The sequence below is a fragment of the Fusicatenibacter saccharivorans genome (genome assembly GCF_027667425.1).
GTDB lineage: Bacteria > Bacillota > Clostridia > Lachnospirales > Lachnospiraceae > Fusicatenibacter > Fusicatenibacter saccharivorans.
In genome coordinates, this window is sequence record NZ_JAQEGR010000028.1 from 1 (window position 1) to 16,038 (window position 16,038).

Annotated in this window: 15 protein-coding genes; 3 read left to right on the forward strand and 12 right to left on the reverse strand. The window is 47.6% G+C overall.

What is annotated here, in order from left to right; genetic code table 11:
* Positions 1–58: 58 nt before the first annotated feature.
* The 3 genes from PGS38_RS16745 to PGS38_RS16755 form a co-directional block, all read right to left on the reverse strand.
* A complete protein-coding gene (locus PGS38_RS16745) occupies positions 59–406 on the reverse strand; it encodes a type II toxin-antitoxin system PemK/MazF family toxin (RefSeq protein WP_022462572.1) in 348 nt (115 codons plus the stop codon).
* 192 nt (positions 407–598) lie between these two features.
* Positions 599–2,107, reverse strand: coding sequence for a bifunctional ADP-dependent NAD(P)H-hydrate dehydratase/NAD(P)H-hydrate epimerase (locus PGS38_RS16750; protein ID WP_022462573.1), 1,509 nt, complete (start codon positions 2,105–2,107; stop codon positions 599–601).
* A gap of 89 nt (positions 2,108–2,196) precedes the next feature.
* On the reverse strand, positions 2,197–2,853 hold the full coding sequence (locus PGS38_RS16755; RefSeq protein WP_022462574.1) for a redox-sensing transcriptional repressor Rex: 657 nt from the start codon (positions 2,851–2,853) through the stop codon (positions 2,197–2,199).
* Positions 2,854–3,007: 154 nt separating this feature from the next.
* Between PGS38_RS16755 and PGS38_RS16760 the strand changes: the two genes are divergently transcribed.
* The gene (locus PGS38_RS16760; protein WP_117812762.1) at positions 3,008–4,933 is read left to right on the forward strand and encodes an ABC-F family ATP-binding cassette domain-containing protein; all 1,926 of its coding nucleotides are present in this window, start codon (positions 3,008–3,010) and stop codon (positions 4,931–4,933) included.
* A gap of 98 nt (positions 4,934–5,031) precedes the next feature.
* Here the strand turns inward: PGS38_RS16760 and PGS38_RS16765 are convergent, their stop codons facing one another.
* From PGS38_RS16765 to PGS38_RS16780, 4 genes are all read right to left on the reverse strand, one after another.
* Positions 5,032–6,234, reverse strand: coding sequence for an NADP-dependent isocitrate dehydrogenase (locus PGS38_RS16765; RefSeq protein WP_055217983.1), 1,203 nt, complete (start codon positions 6,232–6,234; stop codon positions 5,032–5,034).
* Between the two features lie 165 nt (positions 6,235–6,399).
* A complete protein-coding gene (locus tag PGS38_RS16770; RefSeq protein ID WP_055227885.1) occupies positions 6,400–7,245 on the reverse strand; it encodes a S8 family peptidase in 846 nt (281 codons plus the stop codon).
* Positions 7,246–7,333: 88 nt separating this feature from the next.
* Positions 7,334–7,507: a hypothetical protein gene (locus PGS38_RS16775; protein WP_158578914.1), complete on the reverse strand. Its 174-nt coding sequence runs from the start codon at positions 7,505–7,507 to the stop codon at positions 7,334–7,336.
* Between the two features lie 224 nt (positions 7,508–7,731).
* The gene (locus PGS38_RS16780) at positions 7,732–9,099 is read right to left on the reverse strand and encodes an MATE family efflux transporter (RefSeq protein WP_118596001.1); all 1,368 of its coding nucleotides are present in this window, start codon (positions 9,097–9,099) and stop codon (positions 7,732–7,734) included.
* A 123-nt stretch (positions 9,100–9,222) separates the two neighbouring features.
* On the opposite strand from PGS38_RS16780, the gene PGS38_RS16785 reads away from it, so the two are divergent.
* Positions 9,223–10,110, forward strand: a complete 888-nt coding sequence (locus PGS38_RS16785) for a LysR family transcriptional regulator (protein ID WP_117508979.1) — start codon at positions 9,223–9,225, stop codon at positions 10,108–10,110.
* Here PGS38_RS16785 and PGS38_RS16790 read toward each other — a convergent pair.
* The 3 genes from PGS38_RS16790 to PGS38_RS16800 all read right to left on the reverse strand — a co-directional run bounded on the left by PGS38_RS16790 (position 10,079) and on the right by PGS38_RS16800 (position 13,625).
* The gene (locus PGS38_RS16790; RefSeq protein WP_055227881.1) at positions 10,079–10,573 is read right to left on the reverse strand and encodes a GNAT family N-acetyltransferase; all 495 of its coding nucleotides are present in this window, start codon (positions 10,571–10,573) and stop codon (positions 10,079–10,081) included. The genes PGS38_RS16785 and PGS38_RS16790 overlap by 32 nt on opposite strands.
* A gap of 78 nt (positions 10,574–10,651) precedes the next feature.
* Positions 10,652–11,875, reverse strand: a complete 1,224-nt coding sequence (locus PGS38_RS16795; protein ID WP_118596002.1) for a M28 family metallopeptidase — start codon at positions 11,873–11,875, stop codon at positions 10,652–10,654.
* Between the two features lie 142 nt (positions 11,876–12,017).
* Positions 12,018–13,625 carry a spermidine synthase gene (locus PGS38_RS16800; protein ID WP_270476437.1) on the reverse strand — a complete coding sequence of 536 codons (1,608 nt, stop codon included), beginning with the start codon at positions 13,623–13,625 and terminating at the stop codon, positions 12,018–12,020.
* 51 nt (positions 13,626–13,676) lie between these two features.
* Here PGS38_RS16800 and PGS38_RS17910 point away from each other — a divergent pair, with 51 nt between their 5' ends.
* Positions 13,677–13,751: a DUF6783 domain-containing protein gene (locus PGS38_RS17910; protein ID WP_373141018.1), complete on the forward strand. Its 75-nt coding sequence runs from the start codon at positions 13,677–13,679 to the stop codon at positions 13,749–13,751.
* Positions 13,752–13,789: 38 nt separating this feature from the next.
* Here the strand turns inward: PGS38_RS17910 and PGS38_RS16805 are convergent, their stop codons facing one another.
* Together PGS38_RS16805 and PGS38_RS16810 are read right to left on the reverse strand one after the other, a co-directional pair.
* Positions 13,790–14,311 carry a hypothetical protein gene (locus PGS38_RS16805; protein WP_243037577.1) on the reverse strand — a complete coding sequence of 174 codons (522 nt, stop codon included), beginning with the start codon at positions 14,309–14,311 and terminating at the stop codon, positions 13,790–13,792.
* Positions 14,312–14,517: 206 nt separating this feature from the next.
* On the reverse strand, positions 14,518–16,038 hold a 1,521-nt coding region (locus tag PGS38_RS16810), incomplete at its 5' end, for an ATP-binding cassette domain-containing protein (RefSeq protein ID WP_270476438.1).

Below are 16,038 nucleotides of genomic sequence, written 5' to 3' on the forward strand. Positions count from 1 at the left end.
CGGCAAAACGGGAATATTATTTTCTAAAAGCGAAATCTCTGCGCGCCAAAAATACCCCTTATGTAGGCAGATCTAGGCTGATTTTCAGTGCTTCGTTCACAAGGGCCAGCTGTTCCGGCGTCAGATGACAGATTTTATCTTTCAGCCTTCTCTTATCGATCGTCCGAAGCTGTTCCAGTAAAATAACAGAATCCCGTACAATCCCATAGGCGGACGCTTCGATCTCAATGTGCGTCGGCAGCTTCGCCTTATTCATCCTCGATGTAATCGCCGCACAGATCACCGTCGGACTGTGCCGGTTGCCGATGTCATTCTGAATGATCAGCACCGGACGGACACCGCCCTGCTCACTTCCCACAACGGGCCGCAGGTCGGCATAATATACATCGCCACGCTTGATTACCACTTGTGCTCACTCTCCGATTCTTTCCGTTTTGCTTTCCCATACGATAACGATCCGGCGTTTTACGCCTTTTAAAATCGTTTCCATGTATTTAATATTGCCTGTTTTTCCGGAGGTATTCACAAATTTCATCCGGCGCTTCAAAAAAGTCCGCCCGGAGTCCTTTTGGGAACCCGTGATTCTGATCTGCTTTGCTCAGATTGACTGCAATCCTCTGATAATCTCGGATGCTGTTACATAGGAAGCACTGCTTTTTTCTTCCGCAGCCTCTCCCGCCTTTCCATGCGCATATGCCGCCAGTGCCGCTGTTTTGGCAAGGCTGATTTTTTTCTCGTTTTTTTCACACTGACGTTTTGCTGCAAAGGCGCCTGTGATTCCCGCGAGCACATCGCCGCTTCCCGCCGTCGCAAGCGCACTGCTTCCGCTTGTGTTTATGTAATACTGCTCACGCCCTTCCTCTGCTGTCACGGTTACGGAATCCTTTCGTACACAGCAGGCCTGGTATTTTTCGGCTGCCCTTCCGGCGCTTCCTGCCGGGTCACGCTGGCATTCTGCAATGGTCATGTGCAGCAGCCGTGCAAGCTCTCCTACATGAGGCGTTAAAATTTTTTCTGCCCGGCAGCCCGAAAGAATCTCTGCATCTTCTGCAATCAGGTTCAGCGCATCTGCATCCAGAACAAGAGGAACTTCTGTGTGCTGCACCGTAAAAACGAGCAGTTCTTTTGCCGTCCGGCTTTTGGAAAGTCCCGGTCCCGCAACAACAGCGTCCGCCCAGGCGAGATCCTGCAGCAGGGCTTCTTCCGGAAGCGGCTCATCCTCCTTCCAGAAATCCGCCATTGCTTCCGGCAGGGCACAGAAAAGCGGCGTACGGTTTCTTTCCTCTGTCACAACCTTTACCATGCCGGCACCGGATGCAAGGACTGCCCTGGCACACAAAACAGCGGCTCCGCACATGGCACCGGAACCGGCAAGTACCAGCACCTTTCCGAAGGTTCCCTTATTTCCCATCGGCGTGCGGGTAAGAAACCGGTCCAGATCTTCTTTTTCCACTGAACCGTACCAGGGCGTCTCCTCTTCTCCTGCATCAAAGCCGATTCCGATATCACGGACCAGGACCTCTCCGGCATATCGTTTTCCGGGATCAAAGAGAAGCCCTGGCTTTGCACAGGCAAATGTCACCGTGGCTCTGGCTTTCACCGCCGCATCAAGGACCTCTCCGGTATCCGTGTGGATCCCCGAAGGGATGTCCACGGCAAGAACAGGAACACCGCTTGCGCAGATTGCTTCCACTGCCCTCCGGTACTCCCCTGCCAGCGGACGGGATACGCCAATTCCAAAGATGGCATCTATGATAACAGTATATTCCCGGAAATCCGGATTCTTAACCTCACGGACCCCATAATTTTCCGCAATTTTCTTCTGTGCTCTCATGCCTTCACTGTATTTTTCCGGATTTCCAAGACAGAACAGTTCCGCATCCACCCCTTTCGTCTTTAAAATCCGTGCAATTGCCGCACCGTCCCCTCCATTATTTCCGGGACCGCACACAGCAAGGACTTTTCCTGTATCCCATGTTCCATTTTGAAGCTCCTCCACGCAGGACAGCGCTGCGCGCTCCATCAGTACCAGGGACGGTACCCCCATGGTTTCGATCGTATTGCGGTCTGCCTGCTTCATCTGTGCTGCTGTAAGAATCCGTTTCATCGCTTTTCCTCCTTTTCCTGCCTTATCCGGAAAGTGAACAGAAAAAGTCTCCGGTTTCCCGAAGACTCTCCTGCTTTTGTTTTGGTTTCTTAATTGTTCTTTGGATGCTCCGCCTCATATCTGGTCAGATTGTAGGAGAGACGCATCAGACTTTCGGAAAGATGGACGTTCTCGACGATCACATCTTTCGGAAGTTTTAAGTTTAGATCGGTATGTGCAAAATTCCAGATTGCTTTTACACCGTTGTCCACGAGAATCTCTGCCATCTCTACCGCTTTTGCTTTTGGCAGTGTCAAAGCCGCAATCTCTACATGGTGTTCCTTGATAAATTCCGGAAGCTCGTCCGCCATGCGGATTTCAATTCCGCGCACGGAGATTCCTTTTAATACCGGGTTGACGTCAAAAATACCGACCGTTTTGAATCCGCTTCTTTCAAAGGCCGCATAATTAGCAAGCGCCTGTCCCAGATTTCCGGCTCCGACAAAAATCATATTGTGGACTCTGTCCAGACCTAAAATTTTTCCAATCTCGCTGTACAGATACCGCACGTTATAACCATACCCCTGCTGGCCGAAGCCGCCGAAATTATTTAAATCCTGGCGAATCTGGGAAGCTGTCACTTTCATCCGCTCGCTCAGCTCACCGGAAGAGATCCGTTCTACTCCGTCCTCCAGCAATTCGCCCAGGTAACGATAATATCTAGGAAGTCTTTTGATAACTGCCCGCGAAATTCCTTTTTCTTCCAAGATAAATTCCTCCTTATTTACACCTGCATATATTCATATTATATATGGTTGATAGAAAATTGTCAAAGATTTCTTGAAATTTTGTGTATTACTCTCTATAATAAGGATGGTGTATTATGTCAAAATACAGAAATATGTTATCTGGAGGAACCACATGATTCTTGCATGTCAGAATATCTCGAAAGCATTCGGGACAACGGAAATTATCAAAAATGCATCTTTTCATATAGAAGAACGCGAAAAAACCGCACTGGTCGGCATCAACGGTGCCGGAAAATCGACGCTGTTAAAAATCATCATCGGCGAAATGAGGGCCGATGAGGGAGAGGTCATCCTCTCCAAAGGAAAGACGATGGGCTATCTCGCCCAGCATCAGGATCTGACCGGACACCTTTCCATTTACCAGGAAGTGCTGACCGCGAAACAGAATCTGATCGATATGGAGGAACGCCTCCGTCAGATGGAAAGTGATATGAATACAAAATCCGGTGCAGAGCTGGATGAACTTCTTTCCACCTACACCCGCCTCTCCCATACCTTTGAACTGGAAAACGGATACGCGTACCGCAGTGAAGTCGTCGGTGTTTTAAAAGGTCTTGGCTTTTCCGAGAGCGATTTTGAAAAACAGGTGGACTCCCTCTCCGGCGGTCAGAAGACCCGCGTGGCACTTGGTAAACTGCTGCTCACCAAACCGGACATCATTCTGCTCGACGAGCCGACCAACCACCTCGATATGGACTCGATCTCCTGGCTCGAAACGTATCTTTTAAATTACAGCGGAGCCGTCCTGATCGTCTCCCATGACCGTTACTTTCTCGACCGCGTTGTCACAAAAGTCGTTGAAGTGGACAATAAAAAAGTAACAACTTTTGAGGGAAACTATACCGCCTACAGTCAAAAAAAAGCAATGCTCCGTGAAGCCGCTTACCATGCCTGGGTCAACCAGCAGCAGGAAATCCACCATCAGGAAGAAGTCATTGCAAAGCTGAAATCTTTCAACCGCGAGAAATCCATCAAACGCGCCGAGAGCCGTGAAAAAATGCTGGACAAAATGGATGTGCTGGAAAAGCCGACCGAAGTACGCTCCGATATGCGGATCCGTCTGGAACCGCGCATCACAAGCGGAAACGATGTGCTGACCGTCGAGCACCTCTCCAAAGCCTTCCCGGGACAGACGCTTTTCCAGGATCTGAATTTCGAAATCAAGCGCGGGGAGCGCGTCGCAATCATCGGAAACAACGGAACGGGAAAAACGACGATCTTAAAGATCTTAAACGAAGTCATCCGCCCGGATGCCGGCTCTTTTACACTTGGAAGCCGTGTACAGATCGGTTACTACGATCAGGAGCATCAGGTGCTCCACATGGAAAAGACCATTTTCCAGGAGATTTCCGACGCGTATCCGTATCTGACAAACACCGAAATCCGAAATGTGCTGGCCGCCTTCCTGTTTACAAACGACGATGTCTTCCAACCGATTCATACCTTGAGCGGCGGTGAGCGCGGACGAATTTCTCTTGCCAAGCTGATGCTCTCGAACGCCAACTTCCTGATCCTCGACGAGCCGACCAACCACCTCGATATCGTATCAAAGGAGATTCTGGAAAACGCGCTGAAGGATTACACTGGAACGGTACTGTACGTTTCCCACGACCGTTACTTTATCAATCAGACTGCAACCCGGATTCTGGAGCTGACGGGACAAACACTCGTCAACTATATCGGAAATTACGATTACTATCTGGAGAAAAAAGAAGAGCTGACCCGCATCTATGCTCCTGCTGCCGATGCCGCCGCTCCGGAAGAAACAGCGGCTCCTTCCGAAGCCTCCTCCACAAAGCTGGACTGGAAAGCGCAGAAAGAAGAACAGGCACGTCTCCGCAAGAAAGAAAACGAGCTGAAAAAGACGGAGAAACGAATTGAAGAGCTTGAGACACGCGATTCGGAAATTGATGAGGAAATGTCGAAACCGGAAGTCGCAACGAATGTGGCAGAGTGTGTGAAATTAAGCAAAGAGAAAGCAGAGATTGCCGCGGAACTCGAAGAGCTGTATGAAAAATGGGAAGAGCTTGCCGAATAGGCCTGGTTTTCCCCGGAAAATTCAAAACAGAAAAAGCCGGTCCGGCGCATCCCTTTTTGCGGGAATGCCGGATCGGCTTTCTTTTTTGCTTCGTTTAATTATTTCTCCAGCTCCTCGCGGATGGCCAGGATGAAATCACGGCTGTTTAATACGGTCGGATTTTCCATGGTGGTGATCAGCGCAAGGTCTTTTGTCATTTTTCCGCTCTCGATCGTTGCGATCGTTGCTTTTTCCAGACGGTCTGCAAATGCGGAAAGTTCTGCGTTTCCATCCATTTCCCCGCGTTTTCTGAGTGCGCCGGTCCATGCAAAAATGGTGGCCACGGAGTTGGTGGATGTCTCCTCACCTTTTAAGTGACGGTAATAGTGGCGCTGTACGGTTCCGTGCGCAGCCTCGTACTCGTAATATCCGTGCGGGGATACGAGAACAGAAGTCATCATCGCAAGGGAACCGAAGGCGGAGGATACCATGTCGCTCATGACATCGCCGTCGTAGTTCTTGCAGGCCCAGATAAAGCCGCCCTCTGCTTTCATGATGCGGGCAACGGCGTCGTCGATCAGAGTGTAGAAGTAGGTAATGCCTGCTTCTGCAAATTTCTCTTTGTACTCTGCATCGAAGATCTCCTGGAAGATATCCTTGAAGCGGTGATCATACTTCTTGGAAATCGTATCCTTGCTTGCAAACCACAGATCCTGTTTCGTGGACAGTGCGTACTCGAAACAGCTTCTCGCAAAGCTTTCTATGGAGTTATCCAGATTGTGCATGCCCTGAATGACACCGGCGCCGGTGAAGTTGTGGATCAGCTCTCTTGTCTCGGTGCCGTCCTCAGCCGTATAAACCAGCTCTGCTTTTCCCGGTCCCGGAATGCGCATTTCTGCATTTTTATAGACATCTCCGTATGCATGACGGGCAATCGTGATCGGTTTTTTCCAGTTGCGCACGCACGGCTCGATGCCTTTTACGACAATCGGGGTACGGAAAACGGTTCCGTCGAGCATGGCACGGATCGTTCCGTTCGGGCTCTTCCACATTTCTTTCAGATTGTACTCGGTCATACGCGCTGCATTCGGCGTAATGGTGGCACATTTGACTGCTACACCGTATTTCTTGGTAGCGTTTGCGGAATCTACGGTTACCTGATCGTTCGTCTCGTTTCTGTGTTCCAGTCCCAGATCGTAATATTCCGTTTTCAGGTCAATAAACGGGAGAAGCAGCTCATCTTTGATCATTTTCCAGAGAATTCTGGTCATCTCATCTCCATCCATCTCTACCAGAGGAGTGGTCATCTGAATTTTTTCCATAGTAGGCCTCCTTTTTCTATTCCCGTTTATTGTATAAAGTATCCTATAGCTTGTCAAGTCAAAATTCGCCTGATTTTTTGGCATTTTCCCATAAATTCACACAATTTTTGCAGGATGAGAGGTGTTTTCCTTCATTTTTCTTTTTTTATGCTGCCGCACAGTGTCTCACAGAAGAGACAGAAAACGGTCTGTTTGAAGCATCCCATGCCCCTGACGGTTGCGCGGAAGGCCAAGGTCTCTCGCCGATTCGCAAAGCAGCATTTTCGCCTGGACATTTGTAAGATCCGGAACCCGTTCAAGTGCCAAAGCCACGGCTCCGGACACCCGCGGTGCCGCCATCGAGGTGCCGCTCTTCACCACATATTCCTTCCTGCTTCTTCCAGGCGCGCAGGAAATGAGACGTTTTCCAGGCGCGACAAGATCCGGTTTGCAGACGCAGTCCCGTGTCGGGCCGCATCCGGAGATTCCTCTTCTTGGCTCCAGCAGATCGCCCGCTCCCACGGTGATCACTTTTCTGCTGCTCCCCGGCGCCGTAATACTGCCCGGAGCGGGCCCCAGATTTCCGGCCGCTGTCACAACAGTGATCCCGTCATCCCAGGCGCGCTCCACCGCCTGTACTAGCAGATCATCCACCGTTTTTTCCTGCTCTGTTGTTCCCACTGAAATATTTAAAATGCGGATATTAAGTCTTATTCGCTCTTTGCACACCCAGTCAATCGCCGCGAGGATATCCTGCTTTCTTCCATTTCCCCTTCGGTCCAGAATCTTCACTACGACAAACCGGCATCCCGGTGCCGCACCCTGGTATTTTCCGCCGGACGCTCTTCCACTTCCGCCAAGGATACCACAGACATGCGTTCCGTGTCCATTGTCATCGTAAGGCGTCTCCCGCCCGTACACAAGATCCCGGAAGGCTACAATCCGGCCGTCAAAATCCATATGGGGAAAAATCCCTGTATCCAGCACGGCGGCTGTAATTCCTTTTCCTGTCAGATTTTCCTGCTCTTTCATCCATAAGCCCCTGTGTATTCTTATCTTATGGTATGCAAAAAAGGCTGCCTTTCGCAAAGAACAGCCTTTTTGTTTTTCTTTTCTATACTTAAAACTGAATCTGCTTTTCCCCTTTCCGTTTCCAGAGAGCTGCTGCAAGCGGGATGCCGCAGAGCTCAGCCAGGACAAAGGCGCCCCATATCAGATTCAGGTTTCCAAATCCTTTGAGAAGAAATGCAAACACCAGCGGCAGAATCGCCTGGCGTGTCATGGATATGTACATACTTTCTTTTCCAAGGGAAAGTCCCTGCAGCGCCGCCTGATAGATCAGACCTGGAATCGAAAGCAGATAGGCACCGACAGAATGCGGAGCGCCGGGACTCCAATGCGCATCAGATTGTCCGAGGCATCATATTGTATGTATGGCAATAAAAAACAGGAAGATATCTGCCAAAACCGTTTCGGTAAAGATCTTCCTGTCCTTTTTTCAGAAACTTTTCAAAAACATTACTTCTGCTGCTCCATTCGCTTCAGTTCCGGCAGAACCAGAATCAGCATGGTGATAAAGCAGAGACTTCCGCCGATTACGTTTGATACCGGTTCGGCAAGGAATACACCGTCCGTTCCCATGTGGAGTACGTACGGCATCAGATAGGTGAGCGGTACAACAATGAAGACTTTTCGGAGCAGGGAGAAAAAGATCGCCTGCTTCTTTTTATTCAGAGATTTGAATACGGTCTGTCCAATGTACTGCAGATCCATGAAAATGAATGCTGCAAAGTACTGCTTCAGAGCCGGAACCGCATCTGCGGTCAGTACCGCATCCGAACTGAAAATACCGATCAGCGCATGCGGCGCCAGAACAATCACGCTCCACATCACTGCGGTATAGCCGAGGATCATCGCACTCATGACACACATCGCCTTGCGCACGCGGGCCGGACGGCGTGCACCGTAATTATAGCTCAAAATCGGAGAAGTTCCCTCATTCATTGCATAGATCGGTGTCTCGACGAGCTGACGCACGCTCGATACGATCGTCATAACAGAGATGTAAATATCACCGCCGGTCACAGAGAGTACGTTGTTGCAGCAGATCGTGACAAGGCTGTTGGTCAGCTGCATGATAAATCCCGCGGTACCGAGGCTGACAATATTTTTCGCATAGCCTGCACACTCAGAAATTTCATTTTTCCGCACAAAGCGCACTTTCAGTTCCGATTTCCGGGTCAGGAAATACAGAACGAACACTGCGGAAAGTGTCTGGGAAATCACAGTTGCAATCGCAGCCCCCTGCACACCAAAGCCAAACACAAAGATAAACAGCGGGTCAAGCAGCAGGTTTGCGACCGCTCCGATCGTGACGGAAAGCATACCAACGGTCGAGTAGCCCTGCGCGTTGATGAACGGGTTCATGCCGGTTGCCACCATCGACGGCAAAGTTCCGATCAGATAAATCATCATATAAGGATACGCGTAGACCATCGCATCTGCCGATGCGCCGAACAGTGATAGCAGTGGACGGGCAAACAAAAAGCCGATCACCATCAGTATGACAGCACAGACACATACCATGGAATACGACGTATTCATAATACGTTCCGCCTTTTTTTGATCATTCTTTCCACGCTCAATCGAAAACAGCGGAGCGCCGCCGCTTCCAAACAAGTTGCTGAATGCTGTGATGATAACGATCAGCGGAAAGCACAGACCGACTGCACCGAGTGCCGCCGTTCCTACCTCCGGGATCCGCGCGATGTAGACGCGGTCTACAATATTGTACAGCAGACTCAAAATCTGAGCAACCAGCATCGGGAGCGCTGCCCCGAAGATGTTTCCGGTTACGGTTCCATGTTCGAAATCAATTCGTTTCATTTGTTCCCTCATTCCCTTCTTTTTCACTTGCTTTTCAGTATAGCATGGCGTATTCTATATGTAAATTATTGTTTTTATATTGAAATTGAATAATTTTTATATAGTTTTTTCAGGAGGATTTTTATGGAACTTCGACAACTCGAATACTTCCGCGCCATCGTGGACGCGGGAACCATCAGCGGGGCGGCACGGGTGCTGCATATGACACAGCCGCCGTTAAGTTATCAGATCAAAATGCTGGAGGAAGAGCTTCAGGTGCCTCTTCTCATCCGCGGTACAAAGAAAATCACCCTGACCGAGGCAGGAAAAACACTGTATGAACAGGCAGGAACGCTTCTGATGCTTGCGGATCTCACCAGGCGCGAAGTCGTAAAATCCAGTCAGTCTGCGACACTCCACATCGGCATGACGCCATCCACCGTTTCGCTGCTCGCCGACTATCTCCTGCGATTTTCCCGGAAATACCCGCACATCCATTTTGATGTCCACGAGGGTTCTACCTTTGCTTTAAAAGACCAGCTCGAAAATCACATGGTGGATCTCACCACGCTCCGCACGCCAATCGTTTTAAATGGCTGCGAGACGAAGACCCTTTTAAAAGAGAGCATCACCGCCATGGCACTCCCTTCTCACCCGCTTTTTGCCGGGCGTGAAACCCTTTCGCTTACGGAACTTGCCGAGCAGCCGCTGATTCTGTCGAACCGCTACCGGAAATACATGCTCTCCGCTTTCGAGCAGGCGGGTCTGTTCTGCGATATCTATCTCACCTGCGAGGACGCCCGCACGGCAATGACAATGGCAGAAAAAGGCCTTGGCATCGCTCTTCTGCCGGCCTCCATGCTGAATCTTACCCATAAATTAAAGGCCTGCACCATCACAGATGCAGACCTTACAACCGAAATCCTGCTTGCCTGGCGCAAGGGGCGCCTTCCGTCTGAACTTCGGGCTTTTCTGGAATTGTGGGATGAAAATGACTCCCTCAATAATCAAATTCATGTTCCCCAACCGTAATCGTCTGCGTCAGTTTTTCATTCTGATACGGTTTACGGATCTCAATTAGATTCAGAACGGTGTAACCACGCTTTCTCAAAAATTCAATCATCCTGTGGTTATTGGGATGGACATAGTTGTAAACCGTATCGTTTCCATAAGAAGCTGCAATTTCTTCTGCCTTGCCATGCAGTGCGGCAGCGACTCCCTGCCGGCGGTACTCTTCTCTGACAAAGATGGATTCCACCCACACCACCTCGCTCTCAATACGACAGACAACATAACCTGCGTATTCGCCATGCACCGTAGCGGCAAACACTGGAAATCCTGCTAAAAGGTATTCCTTCATTTCTTCCCGTCCGTCTTCCACGTTCGGTTTTGATGCAATTCCTTTATAGGAACGCAGTTCTACTCGAAACAGCGCAACCATTTCTGCAAGGGCATCGTTTACCTGCCTGATTTCTACCAGTTCTATTTTTTTCATGGTTTCTCTCTCCTGCCACTGTCGTTCTTTTTCCTATTTGCAATTCGTCTCGCTGCTCATATCCGTGATCGAAGTATATCAGGCTTCTTTTCTCTTGCGAAACAAATATTCATCCAATTGTTTCCGAATCGTTTCCGGTATTTCTCTTGCCACCGGGCAGACCGCTGCGTTTGCGAATCTTCTGGTAAATACTGTCAGGAAATCAATATCTTTTTGCAGCTGCTCCATCGACATCACATCTTTGACATCGTAGCGGCAGTGAATCGGGGCGACATTTCCGTTGGCAATACGCGCAAACGAAACAGCCGGAACCCCATGATCGGCAAATGGCGTGGAATCACTGGAATAGACGCCGTTTTCTGCTGCGATTGGAAAGCCAACTTCTGCAGCCATATAGCTGATGTAATGGGTAAGCTTTTCTTCTGCCGATACGCAGGCGATAAATTTTCCCATATACGTTCCGATCATGTCCAGATTGATGTTCAGTACGATCTGTCTCAACTCTTTCTCATGATCTCTGACATACGCCTTCGATCCTAAAAGTCCTCTTTCTTCGCTTCCGCAGAATACAAACCGAAGACCATAATTCAGCTCTTTCCCTTTCATCTGCTCCATGATTCCAAGAAGCCCTGCGCATCCGCTCATGTTGTCATATGCACCATGCGAAAGCGATGTCGTATCATAATGCGCGCTTAAAACGATCCATTCTTCTCTTTTTCCCGGCAATTCTGCAATCACATTATGGGATTCTCCATCGTATTCCTTCTGCCGGATTTCCAGACGGATCTGTTTTACTTTATTTTTCACAAGTTCTACTGCCTGTGCGGAGTGAATCATAGCGCAGAGCACTTTCTTTTCCTCTCCGACAACGGCTTCCCGAAGATCTCTCTGATCAATGTCTGTATGTGGGTAATAGCTGTTTCCATATTGGAACAGAATCGCTTTCGCGCCTGCTTTCATCAAATCCTGGTACGCAAAAAATCCGATTCCCTGCGTATCCATCAGCACAATTTTATCTTTTGCACCGGCAACGGAAACCGGATCGGTTCCCGGCATATAGTAGAGTTCGCCTTCGACACTTCCGCTTCCGCAGCATGTGAGAGCTTTGCATGAAATTTCCATCCCGTCTGCATACAAATGTGCCTCTTCGATTTCGCCCATCGCAACGCGGAAACCTTCCAGTTTTGCCGGGACTCCTAATGCTTCACACTGCTCCTTTAAATAGTTTGCAACCTGCAATTCTTCTTTTGTACCGCTTGCATGTACAAAATCTGTCTGGTCAAAAATAGATTTTAACTTCATATTTTTAGTTCTCCTTTATAACCATTTTTTCTGTATATCATTTGCTAACATAACCATGTTATTTCGTACAACTTTTTTAAAAAACTGTGATGGTGTATCTGTTCCTCTTTCTCATTCCCATGATTTATGTTTTTTCCAGAGCTCAGAGAGACTCGATCAGTCCTTTGATTCCCTGCTCTTTATAGATATCTTTATAGTATTGGACTTCATCCTTGATCAGCTCATCGATCACCTGCATGCCAAGCAGCTCCACCGGCGCCTGGTCATCTGTGAGGATATAATTTCCTTTCTGATATTCTGTAAGATTTGACGTAACTTCCTGCATCATATTTTTCAGGTTTACGTTTGTAAGTTCCCCCGTATGTTTCGTCAGATTCTTTACGATGTCCGAATCGTCCGACGCAAAGAGTTCCCGGTTGGACGATCCTGCCACATCCACTGTAACCGCTGTATCAAAGACACTTCCAATCGTATCCGAAAGGTACTGATTGATGTTTCCTTCCTTCATTCCACGCATATTCATGTTTACCACCATAACGCCATCGTCCTTCAGATGTGATTTGACCAGTTCAAAGAACTCTTTGGAGGACATCTGGAATGGAATTGTGATATCCTGATATGCATCGACCATAATCACATCATACGTTTTCTGCGATGCATTTAAAAACGCTCTTCCATCGTAAGTAGTCACCGGAATATCCTCGGAAAGTGAAAAATATTTCCGCGAGAGATCCGTGATCTTTTCATCAATCTCTACACCCTCAATGTTCATGTTCCCAAAATATTTCTTACACTGTGTGGCGTAGGTTCCCGTACCCATGCCAAGGATCAGCACATCCATCTGATCTGTCGGCTTGTCTTTGATCATAAGCGGCGCCGCCATCGCATAATCATAGTACATTCCGGCCAGTTCATCCTGCTTCATATAGACAGACTGTACGCCAAACAGAACATTGGTAGACAATGCTACTCTCTTATCATTTTCGTACACCTGAAGATAGTTGTATACAGACTCTCCCTCATATGTCAGGTTGTTTTCCCAGAATGCGAAGGAATCGGAATAACCTGTTCCACAGCAGAACGCGAAAATAAGTACCGATGCAATCACTTTCTTTTTCCCTGCTTTTTCCATCACAAAATACACGATGGATAACGCAAGTAAAATTCCCGCAAAGATCAGAAAAGTGATCGATGTTCCAACCGCAGGGATCGTAACAAACGTCGGCACAAAGGTACCAATAATGCTGCCGATCGTATTGAATGCTCCCAGTGTTCCCACCGTTTTTCCGTTATCATCCAGATTGCTCACCGAATATTTGACCAGCGACGGAGTTACCGTACCCAGTAAAAATAACGGGAACACAAAAATTACCATACAGGCCACAAACGCAGCCAGGATCAGAAAATTGTTATTTACGGAAAAAATCAGAACCGCAGAAATGCCAACAATGATATATTTTCCGACCACGGGAATTAACGCAATCCATAAAGCAGCTACGATGATACGTCCATAGAGCTTGTCCGGATTGGGCGACTTGTCCGCCGTTCTGCCTCCATAGATATTTCCCAGTGCCATAGCAATCATGATGGTTCCGATGATGATCGTCCATACAATCTGTGAAGAACTAAAATACGGGGCAAGCAGCCTGCTCGCACCAAGTTCTACCGCCATCACAGACATTCCGGAAAAAAATTCTGTCAGATACAAAAATAACTTGTTTTTTAAGATGCCACGATTTTTTCTTTCCATGTCGACTCCTTTTTTATTTTATCTTTTTGCTGCCATCATGCCGGCAAAAGAGTGAAACATACCGCAAAATGGAACGCACAGAATGCGGAAATGATTTTTCAAACGCGCTCTACTATCATACTATAGACTTCTTTGGAATTTTGCAATATATTTTTCCATGACTCTTAATGTCCAAACAGCCATCCCATATTTTTTTCATCCCGACAGAACAGATAACCGCCTCCGTGCTGATAAGTCACTTTCGTTCCTGCAAAGTAATTTTTCTCTTTTATATCCAGTACCAGCAAATTGTCTATTTCGGATTTTGCTAAACCCTGCTCTGCATACAGCTCATATAAAATCTGATACGCTTCTTTAAACGGTTCTGATCCATAATATTCATCACTTTCGCCAATCACAAAATAGACCGGTGTTTTTGCCTCTGTCACCGGTTCATATGCTCCATCCCATTTGGAGCTGCACATGAGCGCTGCAGTAAACAGTTCCGGCTTTTTTCCCAGGATCAGCGCCAGCGTTTCTCCTCCGCCGGAATAGCCGTTACTATATACTTTTTCCGGTTCTGCTGCCCCTTCTGATGCTGCTGCCCCTTCTGTTTCTTCCAGCTCTGTCATTTCTTCTGTGTTTCTTTTTTCTTCTGTATCCTTTGAATCCTCTATCTGTTCAGATCCCGCTGCCGGAACATCCATATTCCTTTTTCCAGCGCTTTTAAAAAACTATCTGGATAGCAGAAGCGATATAGCAAAAATAGCAAAGCAAACCGTAATCAGCATTATTTTTCTTTTTGTCATAATGTGAATTCCTCCTTTTTTTACTATTTTTAATCATAGCAAAACGAGACCTCCATAAGAAGTCTCGTTTTTTTCAGTCATAACCTTTCCGTTTATTCTTCTGGTCAAAGCTCTACCACTTTCGTTGCCAGCTTTCTGGCAAACCTTGCATCATGCTCCACGATCAGCATCGTTGGCTGGAACTGCGCAATCAGTTTCTCAATCTGCATCCGTGAAAATACATCAATATAATTCAGCGGTTCATCCCACAGATAGAGATGCGCAGGTGTTAAAAGGCTGGCAGCAATCAATACTTTTTTCTTCTGTCCCTCGGAAAATTCCTCCATGTTTTTTACAAACTGTTCTCTGTCCAGATCCAGGCTGCGCAACATGGAAAGGAGCATTGGCTCATCAATTTCCTGCTTTTTGGCAAATTCTTTCAGCGTTCCGGACAGATGCGAGGTATCCTGGTTGATATAGGAAATAACGAGATTTGAGGCAATCGAACAGGTACCCGTTGCCATTATATTTTCGCCGGAAAGATTTTCGCATCCGGACATCGTAATTTTCCGCTTTTCGATTCCGCCATTGGAAGAATTTTGCAGGTTCTGCGTCAGAATATACTTGATCAGGCTGGATTTTCCACAGCCATTTTTTCCTTTCAGAAAAACACGGTCTCCTTGTTTCAGTTCAAAATTCAATCCGGTGATCACATTCTCTTTTCCATCCCGGTATTTTAAGGAAAAATCCCTGCATTCGATCAGCCGTTCTTTGTAATGGGAAAGCGGCATAATCTTTAAATCTTTTACCGTTTCGATATCTTTTAACAGCCCTTCCTTTTTCTCGATCTCCCGGTCCATTCTCTCCTCGTACGCTTTGACGCGCGACTGCATTTTCTTCGTCTTTGCTCCGATATACGATCGTGTCGATATCGATCTGTCATGTTCTTTGGCTGGATCATATCCAATCTTGGTATTTTCATTTTTTTCTGCCCAGCGCGAAGAACAATCGGCGGCTGCCTTTAGTTTTCCAATTTCTTTTACACGTTTTTCATGTTCCATTCTGGCAAAATGATCTGCTTTTTCCTTGTTTTCCCACCAGCTGGAAAAATTGCCGCTCTGTACTTCGATCGAGGCCCGGTTTAAAACCAGCACATGATCGATGCAGGCATCCAGCAGATCCCTGTCGTGGGATACCAGAATAAATCCTTTTTTTGACGCCAGATATTTTTTGATAATCTCTCTGGCGTCCTGATCCAAATGGTTGGTGGGTTCATCGATCAGCAGAAAATCATTTTCACCGGAAAAAAGGACTGCAAGCATAACCCTGGTCCGCTCCCCAAAGCTTAACGTACCAAATGGTCTGTACAAAAGTTCTGCGTCCATATCCAGTTTTTCCAATTCACAAAGAACTCTCCAGCTCTCTACTCCCGCTTTCCAGTCTTCCATCAGCTCCGCTGCTGTCCGTTCCAGATCTTTTTGTTTCACCGGATACGGAAAATAATCGAAGACAACCGAGCGGGTGATCGCTCCCTGGTATTCGTATTTTCCCAGGAGTAACTGAAGAAACGTTGTCTTTCCCTTTCCGTTTCTTCCCACAAAACCAAGCGTAAATGGTGAATAACCCGTCAACTTCCTGACATCTCC

Excerpts from the sequence above, each read along its gene's own strand:
- PGS38_RS16800 (WP_270476437.1), bottom strand. The coding sequence starts at position 13,625 with ATGGAAAGAAAAAATCGTGGCATCTTAAAAAACAAGTTATTTTTGTAT.
- PGS38_RS16780 (WP_118596001.1), bottom strand. The coding sequence starts at position 9,099 with ATGAAACGAATTGATTTCGAACATGGAACCGTAACCGGAAACATCTTC.
- PGS38_RS16790 (WP_055227881.1), bottom strand. The coding sequence starts at position 10,573 with ATGAAAAAAATAGAACTGGTAGAAATCAGGCAGGTAAACGATGCCCTT.
- PGS38_RS16770 (WP_055227885.1), bottom strand. The coding sequence starts at position 7,245 with ATGAAAGAGCAGGAAAATCTGACAGGAAAAGGAATTACAGCCGCCGTG.
- PGS38_RS16765 (WP_055217983.1), bottom strand. The coding sequence starts at position 6,234 with ATGGAAAAAATTCAGATGACCACTCCTCTGGTAGAGATGGATGGAGAT.
- PGS38_RS16775 (WP_158578914.1), bottom strand. The coding sequence starts at position 7,507 with ATGTACATATCCATGACACGCCAGGCGATTCTGCCGCTGGTGTTTGCA.
- PGS38_RS16795 (WP_118596002.1), bottom strand. The coding sequence starts at position 11,875 with ATGAAGTTAAAATCTATTTTTGACCAGACAGATTTTGTACATGCAAGC.
- PGS38_RS16785 (WP_117508979.1), top strand. The coding sequence starts at position 9,223 with ATGGAACTTCGACAACTCGAATACTTCCGCGCCATCGTGGACGCGGGA.
- PGS38_RS16750 (WP_022462573.1), bottom strand. The coding sequence starts at position 2,107 with ATGAAACGGATTCTTACAGCAGCACAGATGAAGCAGGCAGACCGCAAT.
- PGS38_RS16760 (WP_117812762.1), top strand. The coding sequence starts at position 3,008 with ATGATTCTTGCATGTCAGAATATCTCGAAAGCATTCGGGACAACGGAA.
- PGS38_RS16805 (WP_243037577.1), bottom strand. The coding sequence starts at position 14,311 with ATGGATGTTCCGGCAGCGGGATCTGAACAGATAGAGGATTCAAAGGAT.